Raw genomic sequence first — 12,522 nt, forward strand, 5'->3', positions numbered from 1 at the left:
TCCTTAACTAAATTCATTGAAGTCTAATTCAACTGCTTCTTTAATCTCATCGAGAATATCGGGCACAGCACTAACAACCCGGTTCCATGTAGGAATAAAGGGCGTCTCCATCGGGTTTTCCAAAAAGTGCTGACCAGCCGTCATGATATTTTGTGCAAACATTTCTACGGCATTTTCCTCATTATGAATATCAAACTTAAGCCCATTCATAATGGCATCGTTGTTGAAAGTCTCAACAAAATCAAGCGCGATACGGTAATAGGTAGCTTTTAGTGAACGGAAGGTACCAGCATCAAACTTTTCCCCCTGAGTGGCCAGTTTTCTGAATAAGGCTTTGGCGATATCTATAGACATTTTAGACAGGCCGGCTTGTTGATTATCCAGTGACAGATCCTGGTGCTTATGATCATAAGTTTTAGCTATATCTACCTGACAGATACGGTTGTGAGAATAATTGCGGTGCATTTCCGACAGGGTGCCAATTTCCAGTCCCCAGTCACTGGGGATGCGCAAATCATTTAATACGTCACGCCGAAATGAAAACTCACCGGCCAACGGATAGCGGAAACTGTCCATATATTCCAGGTAGTCATTGTGACCGCAGACGCGTTGCAGGGCGCGAATTAAAGGGGTAACTAACAAACGCGATACGCGACCATTAATTTTGCCGTCGGCAACGCGGGCATAATAACCCTTGCTAAATTCGTAGTTAAATCTGGGGTTTGCCACTGGGTAGAGCAGACGCGCTAATAAACCTCTGTCGTAAGTCAGAATGTCGCAATCATGCAGGCCGATGGATTCTGCTTTTTTGGTTGCCAGTATGTATCCCATGCAGTACCAAACATTACGCCCCTTGCCCAGTTCTGTGGGGGCCAGTTCCATCGCTTGTAACTTTGCATCGATGGCCTTAAGGCGTGGCCCGTCATTCCACAGTACGCGATGGTGTTGCGGCAGTTTTTTAAAAAATTGCAGAGCATGGCGGTACTGTGATTCATCGGCTCTGTCCAGGCCGATAACCACCTGTGATAGATAGTCTACCTGGCTGATGTCTTCAATAATGTTGGGTAATGCTTCGCCCTCCAGTTCGGAAAATAATGAGGGCAGTAACAAGCCCATAGGACGAGTCTGACTAAAGGTTTTTAACTCGGCTTCGAGATCTTCTGCACTGCGGTCGGCCAGATTGTGTAGTGTTGTAATAACACCGTTTTGGTAAAAGTCTGCCATAGTTCTTTACTCCTGATTGAAGACGATTTTTTCGAGGCATTCAGACCAGCCTTCTGGTCCGCAGAGGGTACTTTGGTAAAGGTGTTTTGATTTTTTTATTATTGGGAAAGGGTGTTGTAATGATTTTATTTGGATGGCGATATCTGCCGCTTCCAGCATGGCACTGTCGTTTTGACTGTCTCCCAGTGCGATGCTGGTGAATTGTTGCTCCTCACATTCTTGTGAGAATACCTGAGTGAGCCATTGCAGGGCTTTGCCCTTATCAGTTTCACCACAGATGTGGGTAAAACGACCGCCGGTCAATACCGTGGCACCTGCAGCTTGCATACTGTGTAAAAATTCTCTTTTGGCGTATTCATCGCCTGACCAGTGCACAGGTTCGCCGTAATGTCTTTGCATGGCAAGCTGCGCATCTTTTGGTGTTAGTCCGGTTAAATTCACCACTTCGGCAACATCCATTTGAGAAAACCCCCTGAACATGCCAAAAAAGTGTTGTCCGTGTTGCTGAATTATCGATAACCAATGGGCTCTTTCCTGTGTGAACGACTTTATCCACATGTCATCTTTTTCAACGGTTTCCGGCGGTTGCCACGGGAAAAAGTCTTTAGGGATAGCGATTGCTGCGCCATTTTCAAAAATAAACGGGGTTTGCAATTTAGCTTCGCGTCGAAAGGCTTCGATCTCTGCAAAGGTTTTACTGGTATTGGGAATAATAAAATGGCCGGCAGATTTTAGCTTTTCCAGGGTGTTTAGCGCTGGCGCAAAACTGTAACTGTCATGGTCTAAAAGCGTTCCATCAAGGTCGGTGTAGATTAGAAAGGTTGTTAAGGACACGGCGCTTTACTCCAAATTAATATGCTATAAACCCGAAGTGGCGTAAATGTTTCTGTGGTCGTCCAGTTCAAACACCACATCACAGCGCTGAGGCAGCGAATTAAGGCATTCCTCAGTGAGACGCTGATAAAACTGAATAAACTGCAATATGCCCGATTCATCCATTACGCGACTCTTATCAGAATCCTTAATCTTAGCGGATAATTTTTGCTCCTGCTCCAGTCGCCATTGAAACACATTGTCAAATCCCGGAGCCTTTAGCATTACCCAGTAATTCATGAGACTGTAAAGCGGTTCGTAATGTGCTGTGATTTGTTGATTTACCCAGTTTCGCCATATCAGATTTGCGTCCTGTTCTGCTTCCAGGGCATTCACCGGATAACGCAGTTGCAACGGAGATTGTGCAGTAACACCCCAGCACCAGCCTTCCATGATAACCAGATCCACGGGGCCGGTAACTTCAGGCCATTCTCGTTCGGCGTAGGGGTTATCCGTTGCTTTATTGAAACGCGGTAGTCGAATGCTTTCTGGCGTGCTCATTGTCCTGAGTGTTCTTGCCATCAGGTCAGTATTGTGTGTGCCCGGCACGCCGCGAGTGGCCAACAGCGGCGAGATTTGTGTTGCCAGTTGCAGCCGGGTTTTTCTGTCATGGTAAAAATCATCCAATGACAGTACCGCAACCTTTAATCCGCTGGCGCTAAACCACTCGCCCAGAAAGGCGCTCAGGGTAGATTTTCCTGAACCCTGGCAACCGTTTACCGCGACATAGAAGGTGCTGCCGTGCTCTGCCATTGCCATCGTTATTTTTTCCGCCAAAGGCAAAAAACATTGGGAAACCGTTTCGGCAAAATTGTCCGGTAATTGATGAGTTGCTAAAAAGTCATTCAAAAATGTGGCTTTGATAGCAAATACTCCTGATTAAATGGGTTGTTGCATTGCTGAGGGCTTCAACATCCATGCCAGCGCCCGGCTGATCTGATATTTAACTTTAAGCCTATAAAACATAAGGGGTACAGGCTAATGATAGCGGATATTAAACGAAGACAGGAATATTGTATTGCACCAAAATGGTGAGTTGCGGGGTGGATATCATTAGTGTTGGTGCAATTTTTTGCTGCAGATTGGTGCGAAATGCTTAAGCGATATAAGGCATAAACAAAAGGTACAGCCAAATCAGCAAACTGTTGCTGCTGAATAGGGTGAAATACTTGAGTAAATTACTCAGGTAATTTACCATTGCCGCCATTAATAGGACAGATGCCTTGTTATTCTCTGAAGTGCGTTCAGAGAAGGTATTTTGGTCAGCAAAATTAAAGATGATGGTATGTCTGAACAAATAGAAGACGCGTTAAGAAAAGAGTATGAAGCGGGATTTGTTTCTGCGATTGAATCAGAAACCTTTGCCCCTGGTTTGGATGAAGACGTTATTCGTCGCATCTCAACGATCAAGGGTGAGCCTGAGTGGATGTTAGATTGGCGTTTAAAGGCCTTCAGAATCTGGCAAAAAATGGAAGAGCCTGAATGGGCTCATTTGCATTATCCCAAAATCGACTATCAGAATATTTCTTATTATTCTGCACCTAAGAGTATGGCTGATAAGCCGAAATCTCTGGACGAAGTCGATCCGGAGTTACTGGCAACATACGAGAAATTAGGAATTCCACTGCACGAGCAGGAAATGCTGGCGGGCGTGGCTGTTGATGCTGTTTTCGATTCAGTATCCGTGGTTACCACCTACCGCGAGAAGCTGGAAGAGGCGGGTGTTATCTTTTGCCCAATCTCCGAAGCCGTGCACAAATACCCGGAACTGGTCAAAAAATATCTGGGCCGTGTCGTACCTCAACACGACAATTATTTCGCTGCGCTGAATTGTGCGGTATTTACCGATGGTTCCTTTGTTTATATTCCAAAAGGCACGCGTTGTCCGATGGAGCTATCAACCTACTTCAGAATTAACGAACAAAACACCGGACAATTTGAACGCACACTGATTGTCGCCGATGAAGGGAGTTATGTCAGTTATCTGGAAGGATGCACGGCACCGCAACGAGACGAAAATCAGTTGCATGCTGCGGTCGTTGAGTTAGTCGCCCTGGACGATGCTGAAATCAAATATTCCACGGTACAGAATTGGTACCCGGGTGATGCTGAAGGCAAGGGCGGGATATACAACTTTGTAACCAAGCGTGGCATTTGCCACACCAATGCCAAAATCTCCTGGACTCAGGTGGAAACCGGTTCAGCGATTACATGGAAATATCCGAGCTGCATATTGAAAGGCGATAACAGTGTGGGTGAGTTCTACTCTGTGGCATTGACCCGTGGTAAACAACAAGCGGATACCGGCACCAAGATGATTCACATTGGTGAAAATACCAAATCCACCATTATTTCTAAGGGGATTTCAGCGGCGCAGAGTAACAACAGTTATCGTGGCCTGGTACAGATGCACAATAGTGCCAAAAAGGCCCGGAACTTTACGCAGTGTGATTCGTTGCTGATTGGTGATCAGTGTGGTGCTCATACATTTCCCTATGTAGAAAGCAGTAACCCCAGCGCCATTGTAGAACACGAAGCTACCACGTCAAAAGTGAGTGATGAGCAAATGTTTTTGTGTCAACAGCGCGGCCTGGATGCAGAAAAAGCCGTATCTATGATTGTTAATGGCTTTTGTAAAGAGGTCTTTAAAGAGCTGCCCATGGAGTTCGCTGTAGAGGCCGGTAAGTTGTTAGAAATCAGTTTAGAAGGCTCGGTGGGTTAAACCAGCGTTCCCAGCAAGGTAAAGAATTAATGTTAAAGATCAGAAATTTAAAAGCAAAAGTTGAAGATAAAGAGATTCTGAAAGGCTTGAGTCTCGAAGTTAAACCGGGTGAAGTCCATGCCATTATGGGCCCTAATGGTGCCGGTAAAAGTACCCTAGGCTACGTGTTAACTGGCCGTGATGGTTATGAAGTAACCGACGGTGATGCAACGCTAAATGGCGAAGATTTGCTGGAGCTGGAAATCGAAGAGCGCGCCCGCGCCGGATTGTTTTTGGCATTCCAGTATCCGGTAGAAATTCCCGGTGTCAGTAATCTGGAATTTATGAAAGCCGCTGTTGATGCTGCGCGTGAAGAGCGCGGCGAAGACGCGCTGAGTTCCGCAGACTTTTTAAAGGCGGCAAAAGCAGCCTGTAAGCAGGTAAACCTGCCACTGGACTTCCTGAAACGCGGCGTCAACGAAGGTTTCTCTGGTGGTGAGAAAAAGCGTAATGAAATTATGCAGATGTTGCTGTTACAGCCGAAATTATGCATCCTGGATGAGTCTGATTCAGGTCTGGATATTGATGCTTTGAAAGTCGTAGCTGAAGGGGTGAACAGTCAGCGTGACGATCAGCGCAGCTTTATCGTTGTGACCCATTACCAGCGCTTGCTGGACTATATCAAACCGGATTTTGTACACGTATTATCAGACGGCAAGATCGTAAAAAGTGGCGATGCCTCGTTAGCGCATGAACTGGAAGCCGAAGGCTATGCCTGGTTGGAAACTTATGATCGCCAGGCCGAAGAGGAAACGGCATGAGTGCATGGTTAGCCAACGCGATTGAAAAAAGTCATTCAGTCAACGACTGGCTGACAGCAAAGCGCCAGGGGGCCCTGGCGTTATTGCAGGAAAAAAACTGGCCAGGGCGCAAAACTGAAGACTGGAAATACACCTCTGTTCGCGCATTGGAAAAGCGCGCTATCAGTTCTGCGGCCAATGCTGGCGAGGTTAACGTTGCAACTATTGCTGGTCTGGAAGCGATTGAACTGCATTTCATCGATGGCCATTTTCAGGGTGTTAAACAATCTCTTCCCGAAGGCCTCAGTATTGTAGAACTGAGCAAAGCAGATGCTGAAGTTCAGGCGTGGGCTGTTGAGGCATTTTCTGCCTGCAAGCCAAAGAAACATCTGTTTGGGCTAATTAATGATACTTTGGCAGATAATGGCCTGGTGATTGATGTAGCGGAAGGTGCTGACATTAAGCAGCCAATGCGCATAGTCAATGAAATTACGCAAGACATCGATGTGCAGCATCGGGTGCTGGTTCGCTTAGGCGAAGGCGCAAAAGCTACTGTGATTGAACAAGCGGGCGGCACGCAGGAAAGTTATTTTTCTGGTTTTGCCGAGTACTTTTTGGCTGAAAAGGCAGCACTTGAACACTATCGCTTTTGTTTGCGAACTGGCAAAGCCTTGAGCATTGGCGGCAGTCATTTTGAACTGAAAAGCAACGCTCAGATAAATTCTACTCTGGTGGGGTTTGGATCTGAGTTGTCCCGACTCGACGTCGATGTTATGCATCGCGGCGAAGGTGCACATGCAAAAATCAATGCCGTTTATTTGTTGGATTCCGGCGAAATCTTCGATTTGCATTCCTGCATTGAACATGAAATTGGGCATTGCACCACGGATGAAACCGTACGCGGTATTGTCGGCGACAAAGCAACCGCTACCTTTAACGGTCGAATTCACATTCACCGCGACGCCCAAAAGACTCTGGCGGAGTTAAGTAACAAGAATTTGCTGTTAACAGATAACGCCCAGATCAATACTAAACCTGAATTAGAAATTTACGCGGATGATGTGCGCTGTGCCCATGGTGCAACTGTGGCAGAGTTGGATAAATCGGCGCTTTACTATCTCACCAGTCGTGGTGTCAGTAAGTCTCAGGCGCTGGTAATGCTGAACTTTGGATTTATTAATGCCCTGGTAGACGAAATGCCTAACTCTGCGTTGGCTGAATGGTTAAGACCGCAATTGCAGGAACGCTTTGCCAAAATGAATCAGGAACCCGCACAAGCATGAGTTTTAACCCCGCGGAAATAAAAAAGCAATTTCCAATTTTGCAACGGCAGATAGACGGCAATCCGTTAGTGTACCTGGATAATGCTGCGACAACGCAAAAGCCGCAGGCTGTGCTTGATGCACTGAGTCATTATTACACGCATTGCAACAGTAATGTACATCGCGGTGCCCACACGCTGGCAGATGAAGCCACCAGACTCTATGAGGCGGCGCGGGAAAAGGTAGCCCGTTTTATCAATGCTTACGACAAGAAGGAAGTGATCTGGACGGCGGGCACCACAGAAGCCATCAATATTGTTGCCAATGGCGCTAAGCAGTTACTCAAATCCGGTGATGAAGTCATCGTTACTGAGATGGAGCACCACGCGAACCTGGTCACCTGGCAACAGGTGTGTAAAATTTCTGGCGCCAGTCTGAAAGTCGCCCCCATTACTGACGATGGTGAGCTGGATGTTGCAGCGTTTCAGAAGCTGCTGAATGGCAATACCCGATTGGTGGCCATGCCACATATCAGCAATGCGCTTGGCACCATAAATCCATTGCATGAACTAATTCCAATGGCGAAATCGGTAAATGCACTGGTACTGGTTGACGGTGCGCAGGGGATTGCTCATGGCGATGTTGATGTTCAGGCGTTAGGTTGCGACTTCTACGCATTTTCCGGACACAAGATATTCGCGCCTACGGGAATTGGTGTGTTGTGGGGTAAAGCTGAAATCTTGTCTGACTGGCCCGTATGGCAAACCGGTGGCGAAATGATTTCGGTTGTGACTTATGACAGCGCAACCTGGGGTGAGTTACCGAACCGACTTGAAGCCGGTACACCAAATATCGCGGGGGCCGTTGGATTGGGAGCTGCCATTGACTGGTTTAGTGGTCTCGATCTGGAAGCGGTAAAGGCTCATGAGCAGCTATTGATGCAAAAAGCGGTGGAATTATCCACAGGTGTTGATGGTCTTATTATTAAGGGCAATGCACCCCATAAAATAGGTGTGTTTAGCTTCATTATCGAAGGTACGCATCCGGCTGATATCGGCTTTTTACTGGATAAACAGGGGATTGCCATCAGAACCGGTGATCATTGCGCACAACCATTGATGAAGCGGTTAGGGGTTCCAGGAACAGCCCGTGCTTCCTTTTCTATCTATAACACGGTAGAAGATGTGGAAGCGCTGTTTAAAGCATTGCAGAAAGTCAAAATGATGTTGATGTAGAGAGTTAAGATGACGGTAAATACATTTGATCCAACGGCATCGTTGGTAACCGTAACTGATTCGGCGAAAGCCCACTTTGCAAAAATGTTGGGCAATAATCAGGACAAGATGATTCGCTTAAGCACAAAGGTGAGCGGCTGTTCCGGCTATGCTTATGTTCTGGACGCTGTTGATGCTAAAAAAGATAACGATCTGGAAATAACGCTGGATAACGGTTTGTTGCTGTTAATCGCTGCTGATGCGGCTCCGCTGGTACAGGACACTGAAATAGATTACGTTAAAGTGGGTATCAACGGTGAGATTCGCTTTAATAACCCCAACGTGGTCAGTGAGTGTGGCTGCGGTGAAAGCTTTAACGTAGGTTAATCCCCAGATGCAAAAAAAGATGGTGGTCACTCAGCGGGAGTGTCCGGCGAGACGCGTACCCTCTGGTGATCAAACGGTCATTCCGGCTAATCAATTTGTTACCATTAATCAGGCTCTGGGAGGTAACTACACCGTTACCTGGATGGGCAACATGTTGCGTATTGATGGTACTGATGCCGATGCCATTGGCATGAAGCCTGAAGAGCTGACTTTTGATTCTGTTGAACATAACGACATCCGCGAAACTCAGGTTAATCAGGCTCTGGATACTATTTTCGATCCGGAAATACCCATTAGTCTGGTGTCGCTTGGGCTAATTTATAAAGTGGATATTGACCAGGACAGTGGCAAGGTTGATATTGATATGACGCTGACTGCACCTGGCTGCGGAATGGGGCCGGTATTAATCAGTGATGTAAAATATCGCGTTGCTAAAGTACCCAATGTCAAAGACGTTAAGGTTAACCTGGTATTTGATCCGCCCTGGTCAAAAGACATGATGTCTGAAGAGGCGCAGTTGGAAGCTGGCCTGTTTTTTTAATCTCTATTCAAAATCTATCTTATGAGCTTACCCACAACTGACGAAATATTAGATGACCTGGCGTTTTTTGACAGCTGGGAAGAGCGCTACAAGTACATTATCGATTTAGGCAAGGCCTTGCCGGCTTTCCCGGCAGAATTACAAACTCCCGACAGACTGGTTAAGGGCTGTCAGAGTAACGTTTGGTTGGAAATTGCCGGTGACAATGAACGCATCGAGTTTCTGGTGGACAGCGATGCCGTTATCGTAAAAGGATTATTGGTATTAGTGCTGGCGGCCTATAACAACAAGTCGGCACAACAAATTCTGGCATTTGATATTGATGCATACTTTAAACAGCTTGATCTGGAGCGGCATATCAGCCCGACGCGGGGTAATGGTCTGAAGTCTATTGTTGCTCGTATAAACAGTATCGCCAAAGCCGCACTGGCATAAACGCCGCCATTTTCGGCTTATCTCACTCCTTGTGATCTTTTTCACACCTCGTAACCATTAGTTATGATTAATGCACGATTAGGCATTGAATTTAAGAGGCTCCGGAGGTAACTTGAACACCTTGATAAACTCCGAGCCTGATGACCTAAGTAGCGTCGGCTATTGCTGCAATTCGCTATAAGGAACTCTGGCCGTTTTGCTTACCGGAGCACGATGCACCGGCGCAAAACACGGGTTGGGCGAGAAATCAAACAGCCTCCCGAAAGTTGATATTTAAGGATAAATACCAGCTTTAATTTGGAAAGGTGTTCAATGTTAGAAGATACTTTTGGTCGCAGATTTCACTATCTGCGATTATCCATTACTGATGTCTGTAATTTCCGGTGCAGTTATTGTTTACCGGACGGCTACCAATGTGATTCGGATCGCGATTTCCTGTCACTGTCTGAAATAAAGACCATCGCACAAGCATTTGCAGAGCTGGGTACTTCCAAAATCCGCCTTACCGGTGGCGAGCCGTCACTGCGCAAAGATTTGCCGGACATCATTGCTACCTGCGCGCAAACTCCTGGAATAGACAATGTCGTCATCACCACCAATGGTTATCGCTTTCCCGACGTCATTGACGAATGGCAAGATGCCGGAATTGGGGGGATTAATGTCAGCATTGATTCGTTAGATCCCAATGTGTTTAACGCCATTACCGGAGCCGACAAACTCAAAGCCATTTTGGCGGGAGTAGAAAAAGCAGCGTCGTTGGGAATTCCGGTTAAAATCAATTCTGTACTAATGAAAGGCGTTAATGAACAAAGTCTGAAACAGTTTCAGGCCTGGCTGAAAGATACCTCGGTAACCCTGAGATTTATTGAACTGATGGAGACGGGATTAAGTCATCAGTTTTTCAAACAACATCATGTACCTGGTGAACCTTTGAAACAGCAATTGTTGCAGGAAGGTTGGACACGGATTGTCAGAGGAAAATCAGCGGGTCCGGCACAGGAGTTTCAACATCCGGATTACGCCGGACGGATAGGCCTGATCATGCCTTACAGCAAAGATTTCTGTGACAGCTGCAACCGCTTGCGCATATCCGCAACCGGCAAGTTACATTTGTGTTTGTTTGCCGAACAAGGTCTGTCGTTGCGAGAAGAAATCGCTTCAGGCGACCAGCTGGCACTGCAACACAAAATTTCCACTATGCTCAATGACAAAGAAGTAAGCCACTGGTTACAGGATGGCTTTACCGGTGCCACAAAAAACCTGGCAATGCTGGGTGGCTAAACTTAACAGGAGTAAATAGAATCCAATGTCTGCCTCTGAACAAAAACTCAATATCGCGATATTAACTGTGTCAGATACGCGCACAGAAGAAACGGACACCTCAGGTCGTTATTTAGCAGAGGCTGTTACCGAAGCCGGTCATGCACTGATAGAAAAGGCCATAGTGATTGACGATAAATATCGATTGAGAGAAATCGTGTCCCGCTGGATAGCGGCAGATAATATTCATGTGGTGATTAGTACAGGTGGAACCGGATTTACCGGCAGAGATACCACGCCTGAAGCCTTAAGTGTCCTGTTTGACAAAGATATCGAAGGTTTTGGTGAATTGTTCAGGCATATTTCCTATCAGGAAATCGGTACTTCTACGGTACAGTCCAGAGCCTTTGCAGGTATCGCTAATAAGACGGCGATTTTTTGTTTACCAGGATCAACGGGGGCTTGCAAAACTGGCTGGCACGGCATCCTGAAAGAACAGCTGGATGGCACTCACAAGCCCTGTAATTTTGTCGGTCATTTAACTAATTAATATGAAAAACGTTGTAAATAACAGCTCGCCGGGTTTAACCCATATCAATCAAAAGGGTGAGGCCGCGATGGTGGATGTCACTGAAAAAGCGATAACCCAGCGCGCCGCAGTAGCCACAGGTAAAGTGAGTATGTCACCAGCGACATTTGAGCTGATTGTTGCTGGTGAGCATGCCAAAGGCGATGTTTTAGCCGTGGCGCGAATCGCCGGTATTCAGGCCGCTAAAAAGTGTGCAGACTTAATCCCTTTGTGTCATCCGCTGATGTTGAGCAAAGTACAGGTGGATTTTGAGCCTGATCCAATACGCCATCAAATTAAAGTTAAAGCTCTGTGTAAACTGGCTGGTAAAACCGGGGTGGAAATGGAAGCGTTAACGGCAGTATCAGTAGCCTGTTTAACCTTGTTTGATATGTGTAAAGCCGTAGACCCGGAAATGATCATCTCAGATATTATGGTGAACAGTAAAACTGGCGGGAAAACTGGTAATTGGCAGCACAGCAAAGTGGGCGAGGTGCCGGAATGATAACCGTATTATTTTTTGCGCAATTACGAGAACAACTGCAATGCGATAAATTGCAATTGGATGACTATCCGCAAACTGTGGCTGAATTGCGCGCCATGTTAGGTAAAAAATCACCTCTGTGGTCTGAATTATTAGTTAGTGACACTGCACTGGCTGCGGTCAATCAAACCATTAGTCATGATCAGGTATCCCTGAACAGTGGTGATGAAGTGGCATTTTTCCCGCCTGTAACCGGAGGATAGTTTGACCAAATTTACTGTGCGGATACAGGAAGCCGACTTTTCTCTTGAGCATGAATATCAGGCCGTGTTAGCGGGGAAGGCTGAGGCGGGTGCTGTGGTGTCTTTTGTCGGGCTGGTACGTGACTTTAATGACGGTCGCAATGTCACCGGATTAAAACTGGAACACTATCCCGGTATGACTGAAAAAGCCCTCAATGACATAGTGCAGCAAGCGAGTGAGCGATGGCAGCTGCAGGCGGCAACAGTAATTCATCGGGTAGGGCAGTTATCGCTTGCTGAACAAATAGTGTTAGTGATCGTTACCAGTGCGCATCGTGGTGACGCTTTTGACGCCTGTGAATTTATTATGGACTTTTTAAAAACTCAGGCGCCTTTTTGGAAAAAAGAAACCACTGATAACGGTGAGTTTTGGGTTGTCGCGAAATCGGCTGATCAGGACAAGGCAAAAACATGGTGACGCAGCCGCACATTTAGCGCAAAGCCACGCAGTCGCTATTACTTTTATTCCCG

At 46.6% G+C, this 12,522-nt stretch carries 15 protein-coding genes and 1 riboswitch; of the genes, 12 read left to right on the top strand and 3 right to left on the bottom strand.

What is annotated here, in order from left to right; genetic code table 11:
- Window positions 1–3 precede the first annotated feature (3 nt).
- Genes LJ740_RS00650 through LJ740_RS00660 form a run of 3 tightly spaced genes read right to left on the bottom strand, consistent with a single transcriptional unit; the run spans window position 4 to window position 2,946 of the window.
- Window positions 4–1,224, bottom strand: a complete 1,221-nt coding sequence (locus tag LJ740_RS00650) for a glycosyltransferase family protein (RefSeq protein WP_229527114.1) — start codon at window positions 1,222–1,224, stop codon at window positions 4–6.
- Between the two features lie 6 nt (window positions 1,225–1,230).
- The gene (locus LJ740_RS00655) at window positions 1,231–2,058 is read right to left on the bottom strand and encodes an HAD-IIB family hydrolase (protein WP_229527115.1); all 828 of its coding nucleotides are present in this window, start codon (window positions 2,056–2,058) and stop codon (window positions 1,231–1,233) included.
- 24 nt (window positions 2,059–2,082) lie between these two features.
- The gene (locus tag LJ740_RS00660) at window positions 2,083–2,946 is read right to left on the bottom strand and encodes a kinase (protein ID WP_229527116.1); all 864 of its coding nucleotides are present in this window, start codon (window positions 2,944–2,946) and stop codon (window positions 2,083–2,085) included.
- Window positions 2,947–3,382: 436 nt separating this feature from the next.
- Between LJ740_RS00660 and sufB the strand changes: the two genes are divergently transcribed.
- From sufB to moaE, 12 genes are all read left to right on the top strand, one after another.
- Window positions 3,383–4,819 (top strand): Fe-S cluster assembly protein SufB, encoded by a 1,437-nt coding sequence (gene sufB / locus LJ740_RS00665; RefSeq protein WP_229527117.1) that lies wholly within the window; start codon window positions 3,383–3,385, stop codon window positions 4,817–4,819.
- A 29-nt stretch (window positions 4,820–4,848) separates the two neighbouring features.
- A complete protein-coding gene (gene sufC / locus LJ740_RS00670) occupies window positions 4,849–5,619 on the top strand; it encodes a Fe-S cluster assembly ATPase SufC (protein WP_229527118.1) in 771 nt (256 codons plus the stop codon).
- Window positions 5,616–6,881, top strand: coding sequence for a Fe-S cluster assembly protein SufD (gene sufD / locus LJ740_RS00675; RefSeq protein ID WP_229527119.1), 1,266 nt, complete (start codon window positions 5,616–5,618; stop codon window positions 6,879–6,881). Before sufC ends, sufD begins: the two co-directional genes overlap by 4 nt.
- Window positions 6,878–8,095, top strand: a complete 1,218-nt coding sequence (locus tag LJ740_RS00680; protein ID WP_229527120.1) for an aminotransferase class V-fold PLP-dependent enzyme — start codon at window positions 6,878–6,880, stop codon at window positions 8,093–8,095. Before sufD ends, LJ740_RS00680 begins: the two co-directional genes overlap by 4 nt.
- Window positions 8,096–8,104: 9 nt before the next feature.
- Window positions 8,105–8,461, top strand: coding sequence for a HesB/IscA family protein (locus LJ740_RS00685; protein ID WP_229527121.1), 357 nt, complete (start codon window positions 8,105–8,107; stop codon window positions 8,459–8,461).
- 7 nt (window positions 8,462–8,468) lie between these two features.
- Complete coding sequence (gene sufT, locus LJ740_RS00690) at window positions 8,469–9,002, top strand: putative Fe-S cluster assembly protein SufT (RefSeq protein WP_229527122.1); 534 nt, start codon at window positions 8,469–8,471, stop codon at window positions 9,000–9,002.
- A 21-nt stretch (window positions 9,003–9,023) separates the two neighbouring features.
- Window positions 9,024–9,437 carry a SufE family protein gene (locus LJ740_RS00695; protein ID WP_229527123.1) on the top strand — a complete coding sequence of 138 codons (414 nt, stop codon included), beginning with the start codon at window positions 9,024–9,026 and terminating at the stop codon, window positions 9,435–9,437.
- A gap of 117 nt (window positions 9,438–9,554) precedes the next feature.
- Window positions 9,555–9,761: riboswitch (molybdenum cofactor riboswitch) on the top strand.
- Window positions 9,750–10,718 (top strand): GTP 3',8-cyclase MoaA, encoded by a 969-nt coding sequence (gene moaA / locus LJ740_RS00700; protein ID WP_229527124.1) that lies wholly within the window; start codon window positions 9,750–9,752, stop codon window positions 10,716–10,718. (Overlaps the previous riboswitch by 12 nt.)
- Window positions 10,719–10,743: 25 nt before the next feature.
- Complete coding sequence (gene moaB / locus LJ740_RS00705; RefSeq protein WP_229527125.1) at window positions 10,744–11,247, top strand: molybdenum cofactor biosynthesis protein B; 504 nt, start codon at window positions 10,744–10,746, stop codon at window positions 11,245–11,247.
- 1 nt (window position 11,248) lies between these two features.
- The gene (gene moaC, locus LJ740_RS00710; protein WP_229527126.1) at window positions 11,249–11,770 is read left to right on the top strand and encodes a cyclic pyranopterin monophosphate synthase MoaC; all 522 of its coding nucleotides are present in this window, start codon (window positions 11,249–11,251) and stop codon (window positions 11,768–11,770) included.
- Window positions 11,767–12,012, top strand: coding sequence for a molybdopterin converting factor subunit 1 (gene moaD, locus LJ740_RS00715; RefSeq protein WP_229527127.1), 246 nt, complete (start codon window positions 11,767–11,769; stop codon window positions 12,010–12,012). Before moaC ends, moaD begins: the two co-directional genes overlap by 4 nt.
- 1 nt (window position 12,013) lies before the next feature.
- Window positions 12,014–12,469: a molybdopterin synthase catalytic subunit MoaE gene (gene moaE, locus LJ740_RS00720; RefSeq protein WP_229527128.1), complete on the top strand. Its 456-nt coding sequence runs from the start codon at window positions 12,014–12,016 to the stop codon at window positions 12,467–12,469.
- The last annotated feature ends 53 nt before the right edge of the window (window positions 12,470–12,522 follow it).

This window comes from Planctobacterium marinum (assembly GCF_020687805.1).
In the GTDB taxonomy this organism is placed as follows: Bacteria; Pseudomonadota; Gammaproteobacteria; order Enterobacterales; family Alteromonadaceae; genus Planctobacterium; species Planctobacterium marinum.

What these genes read in the sequence shown, in the direction of transcription:
- LJ740_RS00650 (WP_229527114.1), bottom strand. Translation starts at nt 1,224, where the DNA reads ATGGCAGACTTTTACCAAAACGGTGTTATTACAACACTACACAATCTG.
- sufB (WP_229527117.1), top strand. Translation starts at nt 3,383, where the DNA reads ATGTCTGAACAAATAGAAGACGCGTTAAGAAAAGAGTATGAAGCGGGA.
- sufC (WP_229527118.1), top strand. Translation starts at nt 4,849, where the DNA reads ATGTTAAAGATCAGAAATTTAAAAGCAAAAGTTGAAGATAAAGAGATT.
- sufD (WP_229527119.1), top strand. Translation starts at nt 5,616, where the DNA reads ATGAGTGCATGGTTAGCCAACGCGATTGAAAAAAGTCATTCAGTCAAC.
- LJ740_RS00680 (WP_229527120.1), top strand. Translation starts at nt 6,878, where the DNA reads ATGAGTTTTAACCCCGCGGAAATAAAAAAGCAATTTCCAATTTTGCAA.
- LJ740_RS00685 (WP_229527121.1), top strand. Translation starts at nt 8,105, where the DNA reads ATGACGGTAAATACATTTGATCCAACGGCATCGTTGGTAACCGTAACT.
- sufT (WP_229527122.1), top strand. Translation starts at nt 8,469, where the DNA reads ATGCAAAAAAAGATGGTGGTCACTCAGCGGGAGTGTCCGGCGAGACGC.
- LJ740_RS00695 (WP_229527123.1), top strand. Translation starts at nt 9,024, where the DNA reads ATGAGCTTACCCACAACTGACGAAATATTAGATGACCTGGCGTTTTTT.
- moaA (WP_229527124.1), top strand. Translation starts at nt 9,750, where the DNA reads ATGTTAGAAGATACTTTTGGTCGCAGATTTCACTATCTGCGATTATCC.
- moaB (WP_229527125.1), top strand. Translation starts at nt 10,744, where the DNA reads ATGTCTGCCTCTGAACAAAAACTCAATATCGCGATATTAACTGTGTCA.
- moaC (WP_229527126.1), top strand. Translation starts at nt 11,249, where the DNA reads ATGAAAAACGTTGTAAATAACAGCTCGCCGGGTTTAACCCATATCAAT.
- moaD (WP_229527127.1), top strand. Translation starts at nt 11,767, where the DNA reads ATGATAACCGTATTATTTTTTGCGCAATTACGAGAACAACTGCAATGC.